Source organism: Maricurvus nonylphenolicus (assembly GCF_042854845.1).
In the GTDB taxonomy this organism is placed as follows: Bacteria; Pseudomonadota; Gammaproteobacteria; order Pseudomonadales; family Cellvibrionaceae; genus Maricurvus; species Maricurvus nonylphenolicus.
In genome coordinates, this window is the sequence record NZ_AP031498.1 from 4001082 (window position 1) to 4024614 (window position 23533).

Below are 23533 nucleotides of genomic sequence, written 5' to 3' on the forward strand. Positions count from 1 at the left end.
TTGTTACACCATTGATTAGTAATTATTAGATTAGAAGCCTTATGTAAACCGTAATAACAGGATCCATATCACTATAAATCCTGTTTTACTGTAAGGCTCACTCTCCTCAGAAGTCCATATTAACCCGTAAGCCAACCTGACGCTCAGCCCCACGAGGTATCTGATGTACACGAACATCAGCACCGCCATAAATGGCCTGAGAAGACGACATATTGCTCACGTATTGTTTATCGAATAGATTATTGGCAAATAAAGTCACTCGGTAATTTTCATCTTTCGCATCAATACCCATGCTTAAATTAAAGATACCGTAAGCATCCTGCTTCATCGCCGGGTCTCCAAGCAAATCAAAGTGAACATCATCCTGCCACTGATAGGAGAAATCGATAAATCCGTTAAACGGCATATTGTCGAACGGCAAAGTGTATTCACCTGCCAGGGTATATTTAAGATCCGGAGAATTATTTAGATCCTCCCCACTTAGATCCTGAGTACCTCCCACACAACCTTGAGCTGCGGTTTGCAGCGCATAACAATCAGCTTCTTCGAAGGATTTGATGGTGGCATCAATATAAGCAGCTCCCAAGGTCAAACGCAGATTTTCAGATACGAGAAAAATGGCATCAACTTCCAACCCCATAGTTTCCAGATCACCCACATTATTGAGCTTCAGCTCGGTAGAACCTGTGCTGGGATCATCGACACGACTTTGCGCCTGAAAGTCACTGTATTCTGAATAGAACAGAACCGCATTAAACTGCATTCTGCCGTCCAGCAACGTGCTTTTCATACCTAACTCATAGGCATCTGATGTCTCAGGAGCAACAGGGTTGTCGACACTGAAGGAAGAAAACGATGATGTCACATCATAAGCCTGGCCTTTGTAACCACGACTGTAACCACCAAAGAACATCAAATCGTCATTAGGGAAATACTGTAATGCCAATTTACCTGTTACGACTTTGTCTTTATCGGATTCATTATCAACCACAAAAGACTGATCACCTGCGGGCCCTAAAGGTGGTGTAAATGGATTATCTTCCCTATCGTAGCTAACCGAAATTTCTTCTACGTTATAACGTAAACCAGCAATCAAGGCCCACTGATCAGAAAGATTCAACTTACCTTGACCAAAAATTGCATAAGTCTCGTTTTCAGTTTCGGCTTCCCAATCGGCGTAAAAGAAAACAGGGCCTCGTTCAAAGTCTTTATCGGTTGTGTTTTTTGAATAATACAACCCGGCTACATATTCATAGTTTTCAAAAACCGGAGAAGTCAGGCGAATTTCTTGGGTTAACAACCGGGTCCCCGTAGAAGAAAACTGCTCTAGAACAGGCAGACCGGAAGCAAACGGCGGAGAAGGTAATGGCGCATCGGTACTATCCATATCCTGCATAAATGAATAGCTCCAGTCCCGGTAACCGGTAACCGGTAACCGGTAATGGACGTCAGGGTATATTCACCCAATGCGTAATCCAGTTTTAAGGTTCCAGACCAATCCTTGGAGATGGAATGAATATCGGTATCCAGGCGAACATCGGTGTTATCATCCGAGGGTGTTAACCCCGTCAACCACAGCGATGAAGGATAACCCAGTAGTACGCCGCCTAATAATGCGCCATCCTCAACGTAGGAATAAGGTCCTGCACAACAATCTTCATCTGCTTCATTGTATTCTCCAATAAAGCTAACCTGTAGATCATCACTGACATCCCAATTCAACTTAACGCGACCACCTTTGGTCACGCCACCATTGAGCTTTTCACCGGTAGAGATATTATCGATATTACCTTCGACATCACTGTAATAAGCACTGGCCCGAATACCCAAGGTATCCGTCAACTTGCCAGATACAGAACCTGAAACACGATCCTCATCATCGACAATTTTTGTATAACTTACTGATCCCTCAAACTCTTCCGAAGGCGCCTTAGTTACTATGTTAATCACACCGGCAGAAGCGCTTTTACCAAATAGCGTGCTCTGGGGCCCCCGTAATACCTCAACACGTTCAATATCCACCAGATTAGAAAATGCCTGGGCTGAGCGGGCAACGGGTACGTCATCAACAATGACCGCGACGCTTGGCTCGACTGACATACTAAATGCACGGGTACCAATGCCACGCAGAGCAATGGGTGAATTGTTTTTATTGGCCCCTTGGGTGATTGTCAGGGAAGGCGAAACCTTAGAGAGATCACTAAAGTTCTGAATTCCCTGATTTACTAGGTCATCACCCTGCATTGCAGTTACGGCAACTGGTACATCCTGGGCGCTTTCTGCCCGCTTTTGCGCGGTCACCACAACTTCTTCCAAGACCAGACCTTCGGCCATTACAGGTGAGCTAGCCAATAGACCTGCCGTAACCAAGCCTATAGCTGACGATAGGGTTTTCCGTTTAAGTTGTTTTGTTTTTATATATTGCATGAATACTCTCCAGTAGCTTCTTTGAGCTAACTCGCTTTTATTATCTTTTTAATACTCCCTCCCACTTTCCAGCCTCAAACCACACAACCGGAAAAATGGTAAGACCAATTTAAGGGTGAGCTACGATTATGTCAATAAATTGCTATAGAAAAGTACTAGAAATGGCACAATTGGTATTACCAAATATCATTTTCGGTAAAATGAGGTAGAAATTCATGACAATGAGCCACTATTACCACTTTTTTGTGGCAAATTTTGGCCAATTGACGACAAGTTAATCGTGAAAGGAGTGAAGAGAGAACAGGCTTGAGGGCTCAAGCCTGGCTAAAAATCAGGCTGAAATCAGCAAAACAACAGCGTGGGCAGCAATACCTTCCTTACGCCCGGCAAAACCCAGTTTTTCAGTGGTGGTCGCCTTCACATTGATCTGACCAATTTCAGATTCCAGATCATCTGCAATGCGCTCCACCATGTGAGAGATATGAGGGGCCATTTTCGGGGCCTGGGCCACCACTGTCATATCCGCATTGGCGAGTTTCCAACCTGCGGCTTTAACCTTGCCATAGACCATACGCAGCAGCGCTCGACTATCGGCATTCTTGTAGGTGGGGTCGTTATCGGGAAAGTGTTTGCCAATATCACCCATAGCAGCAGCACCCAACAGTGCATCACATAAGGCATGCAGCAATACATCACCATCGGAATGAGCTATCAAACCGCGCTCGTGAGGGATAACGCATCCGCCAATCACAATCTTGTCGCCTTCACCGAATGCATGAACGTCGTAGCCGTGGCCGATTCGCATGTTTTATTTCCTGCTTATTTTATGGGGTCTGACCCGCAGGGTCAGACCCCGTTTGGGAATTGTTCTGGGAGTTTAGAATAAGCTCTGCCATGGGCAGATCTTCCGGGCGAGTGATTTTAATATTGTCACGGCGGCCCTCTACCATGAGTGGATAGTAGCCCATTTGCTCTACAGCGCTCGCTTCATCGGTTACCGCCGAACCATGTTTGGCTGCGCGCTCAAGTGCCTCCAGCAAAATACCATAACGAAACATCTGTGGAGTTTGTGCTTGCCATAACACCTGGCGATCTACCGTGGTTTCAATACCATACTCGCGGTTAATACGCTTAATGGTATCGCTCACAGGTACACCGAGAATGCCTCCGACCAAGTGATCTTCCAACTCATTAAACAAGCCTTCGATATTATCCAGATCAACACAGGGACGTGCCGCATCATGCACCAGAACCCAATCCAGTTTGTCGAGTTTATCCTGTAGGTAGCGTAGGCCATTTAAGACGGAATCACTGCGTTCCTGCCCACCATCAACACGGATAATTTTCGGGTGCGCAGCAATTGCCAATGAATCCCACTGCTCATCAAAGGGATTAATGGTAACCACAATACCTTCCAGCAAAGGCAACTCAAGTAAACGCTCAAGAGTATGCTCAAGAATGGTTTTGCCATTAAGCTGCAGGTACTGTTTGGGGATTTCCGCTCCCATGCGCGAGCCAATACCCGCAGCGGGGACTATTGCCCAATAGTTTGCACTATCCATATAAGACTCTAGCGATCAATTATCCTGCTCCGGCTCCACAACCATAAAGAATGTTTCACCCGGTTTAATCATGCCCATATCTTCACGGGCGCGTTCTTCAACACTACCCAAGCCGGATTTTAAGGCATCGACTTCCAGCATTAACACGCGGTTACGTTCCTGCAAGCGCCCGTTTTCGACTTGCTGCTGCTGGATTTCACGATCCAGGCGCGCCACATCTGCCAGACTGCCCTCACCTATCCACAGGCGATATTGCAGGCCAATAAAGAGAATCAGCAGAATGGGGATAAGCCATTTCATGTTATACGCGGGACGCTAAAAAGTGAGATCGTAGAATAACATATCACATTGTGAATGACGTGAGATGCTAGACATAAAAGAGGCCAGAGTTCTTAACCCGGAGTTAGTTGGGTGGGTACTGTTCTTCGCGCCCATAAGCGGCAGGCAAAAGTCAGCGCTACGTAAACTCGCAAAAAACGCTCAAACAACCTCCGCGACTACCCTGACTTTTGCCTGCCGCTTAAGCATGGGCTGATTGCTACGAACAGTACCCACCCAACTAACTCCTCGCATTGTGCGGCATCATTCTATATTTATTTATCCGAAGGTAGGTTTACCCATGGGGGGAAGGCCCTATGACCAATCAGGCTGCGCTTAAGACTTGTACTGGGGCGAGGAGCGTTTACGAGGACTGTCTGAGCGTTTTACAGCGAGTTCCGCAAGTGCGACCGCCCCAGTACAAGTCTTGCAGCCGGGAATATGGCCTTCCCCCCATGGGTAAACCGGGGTATTAACACCAAACTAAAACAAGCAAAAACAAAAAAGCCCGGAATAAATCCGGGCTTTTTAAAAACGTGTCAGGCGTATTTAAGTAACTTACTTAAACTCAGCCATGCCACGGTAAGGCGCCTTCTCAGCACCCAGTTCAGCTTCGATGCGCAGCAGACGGTTGTACTTGGATACACGGTCAGAACGGCACAGAGAACCAGTTTTGATTTGACCCGCAGCAGTCGCTACAGCCAGATCAGCAATGGTGGTGTCTTCGGTTTCACCGGAGCGGTGAGAAATCACAGCGGTGTAGCCTGCGTCTTTGGCCATTTTGATGGCGTCCAGCGTTTCAGACAGAGAACCGATCTGGTTGAACTTGATCAGGATAGAGTTGGCAATGTTTTTCTCGATGCCTTCTTTCAGGATCTTGGTGTTGGTTACGAACAGGTCGTCACCTACCAGCTGTACTTTGTCGCCCAGCTTTTCAGTCTGGTATTTCCAGCCGTCCCAGTCAGACTCGTCCAGACCATCTTCGATAGAGATAATTGGGTACTGGTCACACAGCTCAGCCAGGAAGTCACTGAAACCTTCAGCGCTGTATACCTTACCTTCGCCGGACAGATCGTATTGACCGTCTTTGTAGAACTCGGAAGCAGCACAGTCCAGAGCCAGAGTCACATCAGTGCCCAGCTTGTAGCCAGCGGCTTCAACGGCTTCTTTGATCGCAGCCAGTGCATCAGCATTAGACGCCAGGTCTGGAGCAAAACCACCTTCGTCACCTACAGCGGTGTTCAGGCCTTTGGCGCTCAGTACTTTTTTCAGGGCGTGGAAGATTTCAGCACCTACTTGCAGAGCTTCGGTGAAGGTCTTGGCAGCAACTGGCTGAATCATAAATTCTTGAATGTCGACGTTGTTGTCGGCGTGCTCACCACCGTTGATGATGTTCATCATTGGAACAGGCATGGTGAACTGACCTGGGGTACCGTTTACATCGGCGATGTGCTCGTACAGTGCAACGCCTTTGGCTTGTGCAGCAGCTTTCGCAGCAGCCAGGGAAACAGCCAAAATGGCGTTGGCGCCCAGGTTGGATTTTGCGTCGGTGCCGTCAGCGTCGATCATGGCCTGATCCAGTGCACGCTGCTCAGTTACGTCTTTACCTACCAGCAGATCTTTGATGGTGGTGTTTACGTTTTCTACGGCTTTCAGCACGCCTTTACCCAGGTAACGACCTTTGTCACCATCGCGCAGCTCCAGAGCTTCGCGAGAACCGGTGGACGCACCGGAAGGAGCGCAGGCTGAACCTACGATACCGTTTTCCAGAATAACGTCAGCGTTTACGGTAGGGTTGCCGCGAGAGTCGAGGACCTCAAAGGCTTTTACATCAACAATCTTGCTCATGGTAACAATGGCTCCAGAAATTTTGTCCTGTAAAGAAAAATAAAAAGAAAAAATAAGTAAGAAATATAGTTTTAATTAATATCCAGTGGCGGCAAGGATTTCACCAGGTCATCCACGGCTTTCATCTCGGCCAAAAACGGCTCCAGCTTGTCCAGCGGTAAGGCACTGGGGCCATCGCACTTGGCTTCGCTCGGATTCGGATGTGCTTCGAGGAACAAACCGGCCAGGCCCAGGGCCATACCAGCACGTCCCAGTTCAGCCACCTGATGACGGCGACCGCCGGAAGCGGCACCACCAGGATCACGGCACTGCAGGGCGTGGGTCACATCAAAGATCAGTGGTGCATTGCCACTGACTTCTTTCATGGTCCGGAAGCCCAACATATCCACAACCAGATTGTCGTAACCGAAGGCGCTGCCGCGCTCGCACAACATGATCTTGTCGTTGCCGCACTCGCCGAATTTTTCGACGATGTTTTTCATTTGTGATGGACTCAGGAACTGTGGTTTTTTCACGTTAATCACAGCACCTGTCTCTGCCATGGCTTTCACCAGGTCAGTCTGACGCGCCAGGAAGGCTGGCAGCTGGATCACATCACAAACTTCAGCAACCGGGGCACACTGATGCGGCTCATGCACATCGGTAATCACCGGCACGTTAAAGGTGTTTTTGATTTCTTCGAAAATCTTTAAGCCTTGTTCCATGCCAGGGCCACGGTAGGAAAATACCGAGGAGCGGTTGGCTTTATCGAAAGAGGCTTTAAAGACATAAGGAATACCCAGCTTTTCAGTGACCTGCACGTAGCTCTCGGCTACCTGCATGGCCATATCGCGGGATTCTAATACATTCATTCCGCCGAACAGAGTGAAGGGCTTGTCGTTGGCAACTTCAATGTCGCCTACATTTATGACTTTCTGTGTCACGCTACAACCCTACTTCTTATTGGCAAGGGCAGCTTTAATGTAGCTGCCAAACAATGGGTGACCATCACGTGGCGTAGAGGTAAATTCCGGGTGGAACTGACAGGCCACGAACCAGGGGTGATCTTCGATCTCCACCATTTCTACCAGGGTATCGTCAGCGGACCAGCCGCCGATTTTCAAACCGGCTTCCTGCAGACGTGCCACGTAATTGTTGTTCACTTCAAAGCGGTGACGGTGACGTTCAACAATCACATCAGCGCCGTAGATATCACGGGCTTTACTGTCAGCCACCAGACGACACTCCTGCGCACCCAGGCGCATGGTGCCGCCCAGATCAGAGGTTTCATCGCGGGTCTCAACACCACCTTCTGAAGTTACCCACTCGGTGATCAGACCGATCACAGGATCAGGGCCGCTTTTGTTGAACTCGGTACTGTTGGCTTCTTTCAGCCCCAGTACGTTACGGGCGAATTCAATTACGACGGACTGCATGCCCAGGCAGATGCCCAGGTAAGGAATTTTGTTTTCACGGGCGTACTGAACCGCCATCAACTTGCCTTCCAGACCACGCTCACCAAAGCCGCCCGGAACCAGAATGGCATCGGCATCTTTGATCAGGTCCAAGCCTTGCTCTTCAACATCTTCTGCATTGATGTACTTGATGTTGACCTTGGTGCGGTTGGAAATACCGGCGTGATCCAGGGCTTCGTTCAACGACTTATAGGCGTCGATCAGCTCCATGTACTTGCCAACCATGGCAACGGTCACTTCGCTTTCCGGATTCAGCTTGCCATCGGCAACCACATCCCACTCAGACAGGTCGGCAACCGGGGCTTCCAGGCGGAAGTTATCCAGCACGATCTGGTCGAGGTTATAGCTTTGTAGCAGCTTGGGAATGGTGTAAATGGTCTTGGCATCGGGAAGCGGCACAACCGCCTTTTCTTCCACGTTGGTAAACAGGGCAATCTTGCGGCGGGAGTCGGCGTCCACTTCCTTCTCGGAACGACACAGCAGGATTTCAGGCTGAACACCAATGGAACGCAGCTCTTTCACAGAGTGCTGGGTTGGCTTGGTCTTGGTCTCACCAGCTGTGGCGATATACGGCACCAGGGTCAGGTGGATCCACTGAGCGCGCTCACGGCCCAGTTCAACTTTCAGCTGACGCGCAGCTTCCAGGAATGGCTGGGATTCGATATCACCCACGGTGCCACCGATCTCTACCAGGGCAATGTCATAACCATTACCGCCATCCAGTACACGGCGTTTGATTTCGTCGGTAATGTGCGGAATCACCTGTACGGTGCCGCCCAGGTAGTCACCACGACGCTCTTTACGCAGCACAGTTTCGTAGACACGACCGGTGGTAAAGTTGTTACGACGGGACATTTTCGAGCGCAGGAAACGCTCGTAGTGGCCCAGATCCAGGTCGGTTTCAGCACCATCTTCGGTGACGTAAACCTCACCGTGCTGGAACGGGCTCATGGTACCCGGGTCAACGTTGATATACGGGTCCAGCTTGAGGATGGTTACCTTCAGGCCACGGGCCTCAAGAATGGCGCCCAAAGAAGCCGAGGCGATGCCCTTACCCAAAGAAGAAACAACACCGCCGGTAACGAAAATAAATCGCGTCATGTATAGCCTTGCTAGATTGTTCGAACAGTTCGATTAGGAGCTGCTTTAGCGACGACCCCCTGTATATCGGGGCCCACAGAGGTATTTTGTGGGGCTCTTGTGCGTTTCTAAAGCTGTCCTCAAGATGGGACGCCAGTCTACCGGAAAGTGGCTCTCAGCTCAATCCAGATCTTGGCCTGATGGTGAAATTACAGATGGCTGTGAATCCTGGGTCAGCCTGGTCTGCCAGTCAATTTTGAGGCCGCCTTCGACGGCATAACCATCACAGATCCACAGATCCCCTACCGCCACCAATTGATCCCCCAGATACAGCAGAGGCACCCTGTCACGCAACCAGGGCTGTAGCCCATATTCCTGTAGCAGCTTCTTCAAGGTTTGCGAGTGATTTCGCCCCTGGGGCTTGCAACGCTCGCCGCCGGATCGGTAACAGACCCCGTACTCCCGCCCAGCCTGCAAACCAACATCAGCTTGCTCAGTCTGCAACTGACTGCTGCCAAGGGAGAGTGAATGGGTCAAATCCCAGCTTGTAGTCCAACCAGGCTCCGGGGTAGCAGGAGTTAGATACAAGTACAGGCGCTGTTGATAGCAGCGCATACTGTACCCTGCCCACTGTACCTCAGCTTCACTGTCCTGGCGGTGACTGATCAATTGTTGCTCAATTTGCAGCAACTGGGCGCGACTCGGACAAGCGATATTCAGCTGTTCACACCAAACACGCAGGAGTAACTGACGTCGGGATGAGGGAAGTTGCTGCAAGGCCTTCAGACTCAGATTGTGGCCCGCCCTATCCCGCTGTGGATCCATCTCCGCAAGATCATCAACCGCCAGGGCCTCACTCAACTCTGACTGCTGGCGACACAATTCAGCACTGGCCTGCCAGTTGCGGGAAAACTCCGGCCAACGGGCCTGCAGCAAGGGCATCACCTGGCGGCGCAAGTAGTTGCGATCAAAGCCTTCATCACTATTACTATCATCTTCCACCCAACGCAGCTCGTGGGTCTGAGCATAAGCCTCCAACTCACCGCGGGATAATTCCAGCAGCGGCCGATACAACTGGGCTTTTCCAATGGGGCGCTGTGCGGGGATAGCAGCCAATCCTTTTGGTCCCGCTCCGCGCATTAAACGCAGCAACAGGGTTTCAGCCTGATCATCGCGGTGATGGGCCAGCAACAGGCAGTCACCGGGCTCCAGCAAATCCTCAAAAGCCTGGTAGCGAGACTGACGAGCGGCTTCTTCCACACCGCCGCCAAGGTTACTGACCGCTACTGCGCGATCAACAAACGCCACCCCCAACTCGGCGCAGAAAGACTGGCAGTGCTCCTGCCACTGGTCAGCGTGATCCGATAATCCATGATGAATATGGCAAGCGATAATCGGCTGCGAAAAACCGCACAGACTCAAGCCATGCAACAGAACACTGGAATCCAAACCGCCACTCAAGCCGACGACCCAGCGCTTAACCCCTTCAAGCGCTGGCAGCTCACGGCGTAAAGTATGACTGACAATATTGATGGCATCACCCATAAGCTAATCGGATAAAGAGTTCAGTGAAATGCTAAGTGTACGCGGGAAGGGTTAAGTTAGGAAAGTTCGGCAGCAGGCGACAGGGGCTGATCGAGATCGGCCCTACGGGTCAAAGGTAGTTGTTGAGCAGGGACAGGACGACCATAGAGGTATCCCTGCACATAATCACAATTTAACTCGCGCAAGTACTCACTTTGTGCAGGTGTTTCCACACATTCAGCCACCACCGACAAGCCAAGACTGTGGGCCAAGGTTACTGTTGCCTGCACAATACCATCGCTGGCAGCATCATTACCCAAGCCTCGCACAAAACCACCATCCACTTTCAGGCTATCGACGGGTAAATCACGTAGATAACTCATACTTGAATAACCGGTGCCAAAGTCATCCAGCGAAATATGCACACCGACATTACGCAAACGTTGCAGGGTTCGATATACCGACTTGGGTGCATCAATAAACACGTTTTCGGTAATTTCCACTTCTAGATAACAGGGATCTAACTGGTAAGCTTTTAACAGCGACAAGATATCATCCGCCAGTTTGTTATCGGCTAACTGCGATGCACACAAATTCACTGCCACCCTGATGGGATCAAAACCCTGTTGTTGCCAGGTTTTATTTTGCTGGCAGGCTTCAGCCAACACCCATAGGCCAATACGGTTTATCAGCCCGACCTCTTCGGCCAAGGGAATAAATTCCGCCGGCGATACCCGCCCCAACTCCGGCTGTTCCCAGCGTAGCAGCGCTTCAACACCACTTACGGTGCCGGTTTTCAAATCTACCTTGGGTTGGTAATGCAGACTGAATTCATTATTTTCCAGTGCCCGGTGTAACTTGCTTTCCATATCCAGGCGCTCCAACGACATGGCGCTCATATGGCTTTCAAAGAAGCAGTAGTGGCCCGCGCCCTTGCCTTTGGCCTGATACATACTGATATCGGCGTGTTTTAACAGGGTGGTGGAATCTTCCCCGTCCTTTGGATAAACACTGATACCAATACTGGTGGAGATATGCAGGCTGTGACCATTAAGTTCAAACGGCGCCTTTAACGCATCAATAATTTTTTCCGCCACACGTCCGGCATATTCAGGCCGACGCAAATGCTCGAGGAAGATGACAAATTCATCCCCACCCCAGCGGCAGACACTGTCATCGGCGCGAACGGCTTTTACCAACCGCGCCGCAACTTTTTTCAACAACTCATCACCGATAGCATGACCGAGGTTATCGTTAATCACTTTAAAGCGATCGAGATCCAAAAACAGTACACCGAGGTTTTTCGGGTTGCGCTTGGCATGGTCAATACCGTGCTCCATACGGTCCATTAACAAATGACGGTTGGGCAGACGTGTTAAGGCGTCGTAGTTAGCGCGCTGGTATAGCTGTCGGGTACGCACTTCTACCAGGGTTTCCAGCCGCTCACCGTTCTTTTTCAGCTGCTTTTCCCGATCCTGAATCACATCCAGCATGGCATTGAAGCCCTTGATCAGGGTACCGACTTCGTCCTTGCGCTCGACCCTTAAACGGCGATCATAGCGTTGGTTTTGTGTGACATGACCAACCACTTCCACCAGTTTACTGATGGGCCCGGACATTAAACGCTGGCCGTATAGAGACAGGATATAAGCCAAAAACAGACTTAAGCAAAACACCCCCACAATAATCTGTGCATAACTGCGGGTCTGTTCATCTAACGCGGTATTGTCAGCGGAAATAAAGAAGTAGCCCACTGTCTGGCCATCCAGCTCAATGGGTTCGAAGCTGCTAATAACACCATCTTGCTCGGCATAAAAATCTGAACTCAGATCCTGCCAAGCAATCAGTTGCACACCATCGCGACGGTACTGAGCAAATACCTGGTGGTATGCATCGAAAACACTGGCCTGACGTACGGTGTGATCGGAACTAAAGGCATCAATCAATGCCCGCGCCGCATCACGGTCATAGAATGCCAACGCCGCTGCGGTAGAGCGACGCACCAGCGCTGACTTACTGGCCAGCTCGGCCTTAAGGTTTCGCTCAAAGCTAATAATATTGGTGGAGAAAAACAGCACAGATGCCAGTGCCAGACATAAAGCATTAATCGCTACAACCAGCACCACCTGCTTGTGGTGGAATGACAGCGCAGCAATACGTGCCTTGAGATTCATTCCCCAGCGCTTCATGACACGCCCCATTTCAGGGCAAAAGATAACCAACGGGCAGGGTAAAACACCGCCCTATCTCTCACACGAGATACGCGGATAGCCGAATCCAATGATTGGTACCCAAAAAGAAACATATTTTTCCAGACCCTGGCGGGTCTAAAGCCCTACTGATTGTGAGTGGGGATCAGCTGCTCTATGGCAGTCTTATCAGGTATGACCCGACTCTAAGTATCGTTATTTTTGTATTTGCGCCTGGCACCACGGGCTGAAGCCAGCCACTATCAGTGCGATTACACGCCTATTGTTAACGGCCGACCCACTGGTCAATCATTAACCAACCCGATTAAACGGCGGGCTATTCTACACGAAACCCGCCACAAACAAAATGGCACGATTTTCATCATAAAGTATGAGATACCTACTCAGTATCGCGCGATATCAGTCTGCGGAAATAAGAGGGTCGGCCAAGAAAATAAAAACTTAATATCGAGAGGCGGTATAAACGCTAGCTAAGGAACCAGTTTGGCCAGTTTAAGCAGCTCAGAGCTGATAGGTATTCCGGAAGCTTCCAAGCGATCTACATGCACCTGAAAACGCAAGCGCTGCTTATCAGGGTAAAACAACACAGTCGCCTGGCCACTATAGGGACCACCAAGATCACCAACCACTAAAGCATCATCCCTCAACAAAGCGTGCAGTCCTGGCTGGCGCATATAAATCATATGACAATCTGATACGGGCTCAGCATCAGACACCTGGGTAAGCGAGATAACCTTCACAGCTCTGTTCGGTGATCCCCTGTACTCGGCTCTATCCGACATGTCAGTGATAAAGTTCACGAAGGCAGCCTCACTGTCGACACACAGGTTAATCGGCTGCGATGCCGACAAGCCTAATTCCGTCCAACGCACAAAGCGAGTGAAGTGAAACAGATAGGCGGCCTTAAGTTTGTCCTCTCGACTTAATTCTGCGGCCTGGGTTGGCAGAGCGGAGAGCAGCCATCCACAGACCAGTCCTGCACTCAGACCCAGTCTTGTAAGAAAGCCCTTGTTGGCCAGAAAACCCATTGAGCTTAGATGCCCAACTCATATTTCAAACGCAGCTGCCACTGCTCTCGGGGCTGGGGGCCATTTAAATGTTGGTATAAAGGCGCACCCAATTCTGAGGTAAAACGGTGTCCGGCTACTGACCAACGCATACCCACTTTAAGGTCCAGTTGGCGGCCACCAAATAAATCCGGGTTGGTGATACTGGCTGGATAGGGGTAAGCACCGGCTACGGTTAAATCATCATCCTGGCCATGGATAGCCTGACGGTCCTCATAGGCCGCGCCAATATATGGCTGACCCCAATCGAATCCCTGAATGTCATATTGGCCGCTTAACCGCCAGTAATTGCCCAAGCGATATCCACGATCATTTTTACCGGTACGTAACTTGGCAGACAGAGCCAGGCTCCACTGATGCTGTCCCCAGCTCTGATAACGCAAGGACAATGGGAGGTCATAAGTTCCAGAACCCAGCTGCATGGTATAAGGCAACTGTTGATTGCCTGGAGCACGAGGTGTATCGCCCTTTTCATCGATAGAGCCGGTAGGAAAACTCAAACCAGCGGTGAGTGTCCAGTTGCTGAGTAATGTCTGGGACAAGCTATAGGACCCCACCACAGATACATCACCCAAACCCTCGGAATGAATGGTGAACTTATCATAGCCGGGAATACTACTGATATGATCGGTAGACTGCTTAATATAAGGCAAAGACAAGGTCAGCCCCCAACCGTCTGACTGGTAAGCCGCTGCCAACAGATGTACCTGCTGGGTAATTTCAGTGGGCAATACCGGGTAATTATCCTGGCTACGGGTTTGACCTGGGCGCCAGAGTAGTTCGGATTTAGCGATTTTACTATCGCCATCCTGATAACCATCTAACGTCAGACGGCTGTAGTGGTAAGAGAAGGTCCAGCGCTCAGCTGCAACGCCAGATTCATAAAGAGGAATATGCAGTAAATCCTGTAAACTCAACTCAGCAAATTCAGCTGGCGTTCCCTGGGCGCTAACAGTAGCGGACAGACTAAACCCGGCGGCCATTAATGCCCCCATACACCCCAAAAACTGCCGCATAACCCCAACGCCTCTCGATATATTGTTGTTTTTGACGCGGGATTATACATGATTTTTCCAATCCCCCAGGCAGCCTCAAGCCTGCAAGATCCAGCTAAAGCTGGGTACAATGACGCCCATTATCAGTTATGGATCATCTGTTATGGCCAACACCTCGAACACCAAGCAAACAGCCCCTTACGGTAGCTGGCCCTCTGTTATCAGCGCAGAATTACTCACCAGCCAAAACCTGCGTCTGGCCGAGCCCCGCCTGGATGGAGACACCCTGTACTGGCTGGAATCCCGTCCTCAGGAACAAGGACGCAGCGCTCTGGTTAGACAAGTCAACGGCCAAAAAACCGATCTACTGCCACCCCCTTACAGTATTCGCTCGAAAGCCCATGAATACGGTGGAGCCAGTTATTGCGTCGACCAGGGAGAGGTTTATGTCATCCTGCAGGATGACCAGCGGGTCTACCAGCTGCAAGAAAGCGGCGACCTCAAGCCCCTCACGCCCGAAGGTGACTTCCGCTATGCGGATCTGCGTATCGATCGCCAACATCAGCGCCTGATTTGTGTTCGTGAAGATCACACCTTAAAAAAGCAGGGCCAGGCCGAGGAAGAAACCAATGCTCTGGTGGCCGTCCCCCTGGATGCCAGTCAGGCAGTCAGCGTTCTGGTAGAAGGTGACGATTTTTATTCCAACCCACAAATCTCTCCCAACCATCAGCAGCTCAGTTGGCTGTGCTGGAACCACCCATCCATGCCCTGGGATAACACCCAGTGTTATATCGCCGATCTGGACCAGCACGGCAAGCTGTCGAACAAAACCCTGATCGCAGGAGATCCCGCAGCTGCAAACCAGGAATCGGTTTTCCAACCGCAGTGGTCTCCCGATGGGGATTTGTATCTGGTATCTGATCGCAACAATTGGTGGAACCTATACCGCTACCGCAATGGAGAACTTGAAACCGTCATAGAAAAAGACGCTGAATTTGCCACTCCACAGTGGGTGTTTGGTATGTCGACTTTCGGTTTTCTCAATAGCCAACAGGTGTTAGCCACCTATACCCAACAGGGGCGCTGGTATCTGGGATTAATAGATCTGCAGAACTCAACCCTTACCCAAGTTAGCAAAAACTATTCTGACATCAGCACAATAAACTGCGCCGCCAATCAGGCCCTGTTTATCGGTGGCGCACCGGATCAGCCCGCCCAAATTGTGCACTACCAGCAGGGCGAGCTTTCAGCCGTCGCTGAATCGGCGCAACTGGATTTTGGTCGCGAGGAAATATCCCTACCACAGCCGATTAGCTTTGCTTCCGGGCCCGATGGTCAAGCACAAGCCCACGCATTTTATTACCCGCCCACCAACACTCTTTGCCAGGGGCCTGCCGACGAGCAGCCGCCCCTAATTGTACTCGGCCACGGTGGGCCAACCGGGGCAACAGAAACCAGCTTTAATCTGAAAATCCAGTATTGGACCAACCGCGGCTTTGCCGTGCTGGACGTAAACTACCGCGGCAGTACCGGTTATGGCCGCGAGTATCGCGAGCAACTGAAAAACCAGTGGGGCATTGCCGATGTTGAAGACGTGTGCGCCGGTGCCGAGTATCTGGTGAAGCAAGGTTTGGCCAATCCCGAGCAACTGGCGATTAAAGGCAGTAGCGCCGGTGGCTACACCGTGCTGGCAGCTCTAGCGTTTGGCAATACCTTTAAAGCCGGCACCAGCCTCTACGGTATTGGAGACCTGGAAACCCTGGCTCGTGATACCCACAAGTTTGAAGCCCGCTACCTCGACAGCCTGGTCGGTCCCTACCCGCAAGATCAAGCAACATATCAGTCGCGCTCGCCGATCAATCATATCGATCAACTCAACTGCCCGGCGATATTCTTCCAGGGTCTGGATGACAAGGTGGTGCCCCCCAACCAGGCTGAAGCCATGGTGGCTGCCCTGGATAATAAAGGCATTCCCGTTGCCTATGTGCCCTTTGCCGGGGAAGGCCATGGATTCCGCCAAGGGCCGAATATTCAACGGGCGCTGGAAGCGGAGTATTATTTCTATAGTCAGGTGTTTGGATTTGAGGGTGACTCGGCTATTGAACCCGTAGAAATCAAAAATATCTAATAGCTAGGAATACGGGGTCTGACCCGCAGAGTCAGACCCCACGTTAAAACATCAAAAGTTAAGGCATTTAATGTATGGGCCGTTGGCGTCCCCCCCGTAAAAAAGGCTCCACCTATATCACCCCTGCAGGCGCAGCACGCATGCAGGAGGAGTTAACCCAACTGTGGAAAGTCGAGCGGCCTCAGGTTACGCAAGTTGTCCACGAAGCCGCCAAGAACGGTGATCGCTCCGAGAACGGGGACTACATTTACGGCAAACGCCGCCTGCGTGAAATCGACAGCCGGGTACGCTTTTTAAGCAAACGCCTGGATGAGCTTACCGTCGTCGACCGTATCCCCGACGATCGTAGCAAAGTGTTCTTTGGCGCCTATGTGACCGTAGAAAATGATGACGGCGAGGAACACTGCTACCAAATTGTTGGTCCCGATGAATTTGATATCAAAAACGGTAAACTCAGTATGGACTCGCCGCTGGCCAAGCTGTTACTGGGCAAGCACCTGGATGATGAAGTGGTATTGAAGACACCGGAAAAAACTGAACACCTCTATATCACCCATATCGAATACAAACCCTACATTTGATGCCAGCCTGTTCTATACTTGATGAGCGCCCCGCAGATAGGGGGTATAGGAATTTTCCGCACTAAATTTCGAACTTTTTTCGCACTACAAGGCCATCTGAAGGAACCCCATGAGCGAAGGTATTGAGGCGCCAAAGCGTTTTCTCAGTCTGCACTGGAAGTTGCTCATCACCTTGACCTTACTGGCAATCACAACTATTGCCGCGCTGGCTTGGCACAATTATCAACATGCCAGCCAGTATTTCTCTGAGCAGTCGACAGCTCGCCATCAACAAATACAATTTTCCCTCGAAGACATTCTGACCACTGAACAGAGGGCCCTAAGTAAACTGGCCCATACGCTGGTCCTGACACAAAAAAGTAATTTAACCCTTAGCGGTCTGAATGGCTCACTGGAAGCACTGTGGCCAACACTTCACGAGCAGTGGCAATTAACCGGCATGGCCTTAGTTGATCGACAATTGCAGGTCAGTGGCCAGCAAGGGCAGCTCGGTAATACAGAACCTCTCATTCCCTGGCTCAATAACCTCAAACAAACCATCGGCAATACATTGCTCTGTCAAAAACAGTGTATGCATTTGGTTGCCGCGCCCTTACTGAGCAAGCAAAAGTTTCTGGGTTATTTATTGTTAGGAGCACCGCTGGAACTTACTGGCAATCGATTCTTCAAACAAACCAACCTGCCGTTAAGTATTGTGCAACTCACCCCATCGCCCTATGAAAAACCCGACATCGAAGAGTGGCAGGCACAGTTTTTTTCCTTTGAAACAACACCACAACCCCTGCTGCGTCCCCTGCTCGCTGAACTCGCCCTCAACTATAGTTTGCACCAGGCAACACAAGCTGATCGTCAGCTCAACTTTGGCGGTAATCGCTGGAGCGTTCCACTGTTAACCTCTGAATTAGCAGCCAACCAAACACTGTATTTTGCCACTGCCTACAATCTCGACAAGCAACAACAAGATCTCAGCCTTTATATCAAACGCCAGATAACCATTTTGGCCAGCTGTATTATCATTGGCTTATTGCTGTTGTGGTGGATCAGTTGGCGTAACGTCAGTCGCTTGAATACGTTAACCAGTACCTTTCCCATGCTAGGGCAACGCCTGTTTCAGGAAGCTCGGGAAAAGATTGACGGTATACGCAAGAGCGCTTTTTTTCGCGACGAGATCGACGTTCTGGATGATGCCACCACCACCCTGTCCTACCAACTGGAATCCCTGGAAAAAGCGGTCAACACCCGTACCCGGGAAATGGAGCGCCTGTCACTGCTCGATTCGCTAACCGGCTTGGCCAATAGACACTTGTTTTTATACGAATTGCAAAACGAGTTGCAACGTTTAAAACCCGGTAGTCAGTACCTGTGTGTCATTATGCTGGACCTGGATAACTTTAAGCGCATCAACGATTCCCTCGGGCACCAACAGGGGGATTTTCTGCTTAGCCATATTGCCAAACGCCTTAAGCAAGCGTTGAGTCAGCTCGGGTTAGTAGCCCGTTTAGGCGGCGATGAATTTGCCATCCTGATACCAAATATCCGTCAGCAAGCCAAAGCCGAACTGATTTGTAAAAAGATCCTCGAGTTTGTCCGCAAACCCATCACAGTCAATAAGCGGGAACTGGTCACCAGTTGCAGTATCGGCCTGGTGACCACCCAGCAAAATACTGCTGAAGATGATCTGATTAAACATGCCGAGCTGGCCATGTATCGCGCCAAGAGCCTTGGAGGCAATAACTACCAGATATTCCAACGCAATATGGCCACTGAAGCCAGTGAGACCCTGTCACTGGAAGGTGAAATTCGCCGCGCCTTTGAAGAACAGGAATACACCCTGTACTTGCAACCGAAGGTGGATATGGAAGGTCATATTCAAGGGTTTGAATCCTTAATCCGCTGGGATCATCCGGAACGCGGCATTTTACCGCCCAATGAATTTATTCCGGCAATGGAAAGCCTGGGCATGATCGAGGCAATGGATAACTTCGTCCTGGAAGCCAGCTGCCGACAACTCAAGGTGCTGGAAAAGCTCTATCAGGATGTCACCATAGCGGTGAATATCTCCTCGACTCACTTCACTGACAGAAATTTTATCAGTTACCTGAAATCCTGCCTCGATCGCTACCCCATAGATCCCAGCCGACTGGAATTGGAAATTACCGAAACCCTGTTGATGGAAAATATGAGTATTGGTCTTGAGGTCATTGAGCAAATTAAGGAGCTTGGCGTTCGCATTGCCATTGATGATTTTGGTACCGGTTACTCTTCCCTCAGTTACCTGAAAAAGCTACCTGTTGATACGCTGAAAATTGATCGTGAGTTTATTAAGGACATTCCTGACAGCGAGAGTGATATGCAAATATCCTCGGTTATTATCTTCCTCGCCAAACAGCTGAATTTTAAAGTCGTCGCCGAAGGGGTGGAGACCTCCGAGCAATTGGTCTTTCTTAAAGCCAACCAATGTGACCTGGCACAGGGTTTTTACTTCAGCAAACCCATTCCCGCGCATCAGGCGCTTTTGTTATTGGAAAGTGAACGCCTACATCAATAGACGTTCACACATTGAATCACAAAAGCATTACAACCCGGCAATCACATCCACCGCATATTTCACCCGTTCCTCAACACTGCGATTTGGGTGAAGGAGGGCTTGTTCTTCGGCGCAGGCTAAACGGGGTTCCAAGCCTTTGCCATTCGCTACCTGAATTGCCAACCCGGGTCTGGCATTAAGCTCCAATAACAGCGGCCCCTGGTTTTTATCCAGCACAATATCGGCCCCCATATAACCCAAACCGGTAGTATCAAAGCCCCGCACAGACAACGTCAGCAATTCATGCCACAGAGGGACATGCAACTCCTTCAACACCTTGCCTGTATCTGGGTGTTGCTCAATCGGCCTCGCATGCATCACGGCATTCAATGCCTTGCCTGTGGCGATATCAATGCCTACGCCTACCGCGCCCTGGTGAAGGTTTGCCTTGCCATCGGAAGCATGGGTCGACAGACGGGTCATGGCCATAACCGGATAACCTTTATAGATAATCACCCGGATATCCGGTACGCCTTCGAAGCTAAAACCTTCAAAGTCATCGGTAAATATAACCAGGGCTTCAATCAGAGCTACATCCGGTTTACCGCCCAAGCTATATAAGCCACTGAGTGTATTGGAAACATGACGTTTAATATCGGTGAGGGTTACTTTGGCGCCACTGGGTTTGACGAAGTCCTCGCCGTCACGACCGACAATCACCAAAATACCTTTTCCACCACTGCCCTTGGCAGGCTTAATCACAAACTGCTCGATATCCGCCAGGAAATCGCCCAGTTCATTGACGTTACTTTGCACCTTGCACACCCCCAACAGCTGTGGGGTGGCAATATCGTGCTGACGGCAAAGCTCTTTGGTTTTTAGTTTATCGTCCACCAACGGGTACAAGTGGCGGGGATTGTTCTGCGCTATGTAATGCACATTACGCTTGTTCATCCCCACAATGCCCAACTCACGCAGTTTTTTGGGGCTTGCTAATCCGAACATATCGACCCCCTATAGTTTCTGCATGGGTTCAAAACGACGTAGATCCGACAGGCGATAACCACTGTAACTGCCAATAGCAATAATAATGGCCAATAGGATCAACAACATTTCAGGGTAGAGGAAAACCGTATCGGCGATAATCTGATTACTCATGACCCCAAAGGCAAGAATGGCTGTCAGCAAACTGCCGCCACCTTGAATCATGACTTCATGGCCACCTTCTTCATCCCACAAAATCGACATGCGCTCGATAGTCCAGGACAAAATAATCATCGGGAAAAACGTCACCTGCATACCCCAGGCAATCCCCAACTTATGGCTGGTGATGCCAATGGCCGCATAAATAATAATCACGAACACCAGCACCGAGGCGATGCGTGGTACCAACAACAGATTGAGCCTGCTCATATAGGAACGCATCACCAAGCCGACACCCACGACAATCAGGAACAACGCCAAACCTGCCAGCAAACTGGTTTGCAAAAATACCAGTGCAATCAGAATGGGCATAAAAGTACCGGAGGTTCTGATACCCACCAAATTGCGCAGAATCACCACCACCAATGCCCCAAGAGGGATTAACAGCAATAATTTAAATGCATTTTGCTCTGCCAGTGGCAAACTGTAGATCGAGAAATCGACAAATGCACTGTGCTCGCGCGCAGCAGCATCAACAGCCGTTTCGAAGGTAGGACGTTGCTGTTTCAAGCTTGAAAAGGTGAAACTTGAATCCGTGCCACCGAAAATTTCCACCAGTGGCTCACTCGAACTCTGCAGAATAATGACTTCCTGCCAGGAAACCTTATCTTCCTCTCGAGGGTCGAATAGCACCCATTGCTGGCCATCAAACACTTCCAAAAAGAACAAGGCGGATTGCTTGCGCTTTTTATCGGCCAAGAAAATACCGCGACTGAGCTCGGCCGGAATGTTCTGCATAGCCAACAGATTAACAGCCAATGCAACCTGATCGCTGCGTTTATCTGAATCCTGCAGTAACACGGCAATATCGCTATTGCCTTTGGCATTAATATCAGACAATACCTGCTTAACCCGTGCATCCAATGCCAACTGCTGAGCATCCAGCTCAGCAACATAACGCTCGGCAGCTTGAGCGAACGCGCCCTGAAAATCAGGATTCGCCAATTCTGTCGACTTATCCCCGGTATCCGGGTTATCCACAAAATAGGTCTCCACCCGCATATAGAGCGTTTGAGGCCCCTCGGCAGATTCACTGCTCCAAACACCGTAGCGGGTTCCCTCTTCCTCAATGACTTTATAGTCATAGCCAGATGCTACCGCTTTGGAAAAAGCCACCTTACGGGCCGGATTCGGATCAGGCAGGTTCATTTTTACCGATACAGGTCCACCCTCGGCTGCAAACTCAATCTTGGCTTCAATGTCCCAAACCGTTTCTTTTTCACTGGCCAGTAACGGAAACCCCAGAACCTGATGTTTATAAATAACCGCGCTGCCGCCGAGCCCAATCAGTAACAGCACCAATATGATAATTTGATTACGTGAATTCACCACTCACTCCTTGAGGTTTAGTTATTGTTTTGCTCGGGATTTAGCGCCATAAATTTTTTACTGACATCCACAACCGCAATACCATCGAGGAAATTGCGACCAATCAATACCGGGAATTCAAACTGCTCACGGTCAGCCAGAGTGACTTCCGTAGGAATATTCAGATCCCCCAGTTGCAGATCCAGCATTACCACATAACGCTCCACCGACTCGGCATTATGGCGTTTAATTTTGGCAGTACGCTGCAGGGGCCGCTTCATGTCGACCTCTTTACCAGTTTCCCGGTTGCGGATGGTAAACGCGATCCAGGTATCACCGTCGCGTTCAAATTTTTGCTGCTTAATCACGCCAATGGAGGTCGTCTGTGCTCCCGTATCAATACGTGCTTTTTGGCGAATAGCTTCTGGCGCTACCGTCACCCATTCCACCTCACCAATATGCGCAACCTTGCCAACTGGCGGGCAATCGGGAGCCGCCACTGTGCCATCTGGTGCTTTCGTTATGGTTTCACATCCCGCCAATAACACCACTATGCCCCCAAGTACAAAGCCCTTACGGAAAAAACGTTTAACTGCGCTCATTGAATCACTCCTTCTGATTGTGCAACATCCACCAATAAATCCCCCGCCAGCCAGTTACGGCCGATTAACAGCTTGTAGGTCATGGCCGACCGGTCACGAAGATTAACCGCCACACGTTTATTTAGACCCTGCCACTCCAGATCGAGCTCGATAACGTAGCGCTCTTCAACCCCTTGAGCATTGCGGATGCGGGAGACATCTATTATCTCTGCGGTGTGGTTAGCTTGTTGATTATTTTCGTTCAGTGTTACAAAACGTACGGTTCGACCAATATAGGCCTTTTTATCCACAGCCTCTGATTCATCCTCAACACCAGCATCACTGATCACGCCCTCGACTTCGACATTCAGTGCATGTAGCGAAGTGACTCGTGCCCCGGTATCAATACGCGACAAGTAAGTAAGCCCTACTTCCGGAACACTGATAGCAGCGGTTTCCCCGACCGTGTAATAATCCGGTTTCTGACTGGTCATCTGATAGTAAGAAATCAGCCCCCCAAGGCAAATCCCCACCAATCCCACAACAGCGGTAACACTGATACTAACCCTGGCCATAGCCTTATCTCCTTTTTCCCTTAAAGCAATTACTATGTTGTACTTGGAAAGTTTGCAGTTCGTCAATCATAACTCTCAAAGCACTCATTATTCTGCTAAACTATTTGAATTGTCTGGGCCCAATATTAAAGCAAGCTTCACAACG

Annotated in this window: 19 protein-coding genes; 3 read left to right on the top strand and 16 right to left on the bottom strand. The window is 50.1% G+C overall.

The window, feature by feature from the left end:
* Positions 1 to 106 precede the first annotated feature (106 nt).
* The 12 genes from ACGHZ6_RS17350 to ACGHZ6_RS17405 form a co-directional block, all read right to left on the bottom strand.
* A complete protein-coding gene (locus ACGHZ6_RS17350; protein WP_390615268.1) occupies positions 107 to 1396 on the bottom strand; it encodes a TonB-dependent receptor in 1290 nt (429 codons plus the stop codon).
* Complete coding sequence (locus tag ACGHZ6_RS17355; protein ID WP_390615270.1) at positions 1327 to 2427, bottom strand: TonB-dependent receptor; 1101 nt, start codon at positions 2425 to 2427, stop codon at positions 1327 to 1329. The genes ACGHZ6_RS17350 and ACGHZ6_RS17355 overlap by 70 nt, the downstream gene beginning before the upstream one ends.
* A 331-nt stretch (positions 2428 to 2758) precedes the next feature.
* Positions 2759 to 3232, bottom strand: coding sequence for a 2-C-methyl-D-erythritol 2,4-cyclodiphosphate synthase (ispF, locus tag ACGHZ6_RS17360; RefSeq protein ID WP_390615271.1), 474 nt, complete (start codon positions 3230 to 3232; stop codon positions 2759 to 2761).
* A gap of 19 nt (positions 3233 to 3251) precedes the next feature.
* A complete protein-coding gene (ispD, locus tag ACGHZ6_RS17365; RefSeq protein ID WP_390615272.1) occupies positions 3252 to 3989 on the bottom strand; it encodes a 2-C-methyl-D-erythritol 4-phosphate cytidylyltransferase in 738 nt (245 codons plus the stop codon).
* 15 nt (positions 3990 to 4004) lie between these two features.
* A complete protein-coding gene (ftsB, locus tag ACGHZ6_RS17370) occupies positions 4005 to 4289 on the bottom strand; it encodes a cell division protein FtsB (protein WP_390615273.1) in 285 nt (94 codons plus the stop codon).
* 576 nt (positions 4290 to 4865) lie between these two features.
* Positions 4866 to 6155 (bottom strand): phosphopyruvate hydratase, encoded by a 1290-nt coding sequence (eno, locus tag ACGHZ6_RS17375; protein ID WP_390615274.1) that lies wholly within the window; start codon positions 6153 to 6155, stop codon positions 4866 to 4868.
* Between the two features lie 71 nt (positions 6156 to 6226).
* The gene (gene kdsA, locus ACGHZ6_RS17380; protein WP_390615275.1) at positions 6227 to 7078 is read right to left on the bottom strand and encodes a 3-deoxy-8-phosphooctulonate synthase; all 852 of its coding nucleotides are present in this window, start codon (positions 7076 to 7078) and stop codon (positions 6227 to 6229) included.
* A 9-nt stretch (positions 7079 to 7087) separates the two neighbouring features.
* A complete protein-coding gene (locus ACGHZ6_RS17385; protein ID WP_390615276.1) occupies positions 7088 to 8710 on the bottom strand; it encodes a CTP synthase in 1623 nt (540 codons plus the stop codon).
* 159 nt (positions 8711 to 8869) lie between these two features.
* A complete protein-coding gene (tilS, locus tag ACGHZ6_RS17390; RefSeq protein ID WP_390615277.1) occupies positions 8870 to 10234 on the bottom strand; it encodes a tRNA lysidine(34) synthetase TilS in 1365 nt (454 codons plus the stop codon).
* 56 nt (positions 10235 to 10290) lie between these two features.
* Positions 10291 to 12387: a putative bifunctional diguanylate cyclase/phosphodiesterase gene (locus tag ACGHZ6_RS17395; protein WP_390615278.1), complete on the bottom strand. Its 2097-nt coding sequence runs from the start codon at positions 12385 to 12387 to the stop codon at positions 10291 to 10293.
* Between the two features lie 506 nt (positions 12388 to 12893).
* Complete coding sequence (locus tag ACGHZ6_RS17400; RefSeq protein ID WP_390615279.1) at positions 12894 to 13451, bottom strand: YfiR family protein; 558 nt, start codon at positions 13449 to 13451, stop codon at positions 12894 to 12896.
* A gap of 5 nt (positions 13452 to 13456) precedes the next feature.
* Positions 13457 to 14506: a hypothetical protein gene (locus tag ACGHZ6_RS17405; protein ID WP_390615280.1), complete on the bottom strand. Its 1050-nt coding sequence runs from the start codon at positions 14504 to 14506 to the stop codon at positions 13457 to 13459.
* A 142-nt stretch (positions 14507 to 14648) separates the two neighbouring features.
* Between ACGHZ6_RS17405 and ACGHZ6_RS17410 the strand changes: the two genes are divergently transcribed.
* From ACGHZ6_RS17410 to ACGHZ6_RS17420, 3 genes are all read left to right on the top strand, one after another.
* Positions 14649 to 16613 carry a S9 family peptidase gene (locus ACGHZ6_RS17410; RefSeq protein ID WP_390615281.1) on the top strand — a complete coding sequence of 655 codons (1965 nt, stop codon included), beginning with the start codon at positions 14649 to 14651 and terminating at the stop codon, positions 16611 to 16613.
* 74 nt (positions 16614 to 16687) lie between these two features.
* Positions 16688 to 17194: a transcription elongation factor GreB gene (gene greB / locus ACGHZ6_RS17415; RefSeq protein ID WP_390615283.1), complete on the top strand. Its 507-nt coding sequence runs from the start codon at positions 16688 to 16690 to the stop codon at positions 17192 to 17194.
* A 109-nt stretch (positions 17195 to 17303) separates the two neighbouring features.
* Positions 17304 to 19742 (top strand): EAL domain-containing protein, encoded by a 2439-nt coding sequence (locus tag ACGHZ6_RS17420; RefSeq protein ID WP_390615284.1) that lies wholly within the window; start codon positions 17304 to 17306, stop codon positions 19740 to 19742.
* A gap of 27 nt (positions 19743 to 19769) precedes the next feature.
* Here ACGHZ6_RS17420 and ACGHZ6_RS17425 read toward each other — a convergent pair whose 3' ends face one another.
* The 4 genes from ACGHZ6_RS17425 to ACGHZ6_RS17440 are packed head-to-tail and all read right to left on the bottom strand — an operon-like array spanning position 19770 to position 23388.
* Positions 19770 to 20726, bottom strand: coding sequence for an alpha-L-glutamate ligase-like protein (locus ACGHZ6_RS17425; RefSeq protein WP_390615285.1), 957 nt, complete (start codon positions 20724 to 20726; stop codon positions 19770 to 19772).
* A gap of 9 nt (positions 20727 to 20735) precedes the next feature.
* Positions 20736 to 22253 (bottom strand): UUP1 family membrane protein, encoded by a 1518-nt coding sequence (locus tag ACGHZ6_RS17430; RefSeq protein WP_390615286.1) that lies wholly within the window; start codon positions 22251 to 22253, stop codon positions 20736 to 20738.
* A 17-nt stretch (positions 22254 to 22270) separates the two neighbouring features.
* On the bottom strand, positions 22271 to 22834 hold the full coding sequence (locus ACGHZ6_RS17435) for an ATP-dependent zinc protease (protein ID WP_390615287.1): 564 nt from the start codon (positions 22832 to 22834) through the stop codon (positions 22271 to 22273).
* Complete coding sequence (locus ACGHZ6_RS17440; protein WP_390615288.1) at positions 22831 to 23388, bottom strand: ATP-dependent zinc protease; 558 nt, start codon at positions 23386 to 23388, stop codon at positions 22831 to 22833. Before ACGHZ6_RS17440 ends, ACGHZ6_RS17435 begins: the two co-directional genes overlap by 4 nt.
* Positions 23389 to 23533: the final 145 nt, after the last annotated feature.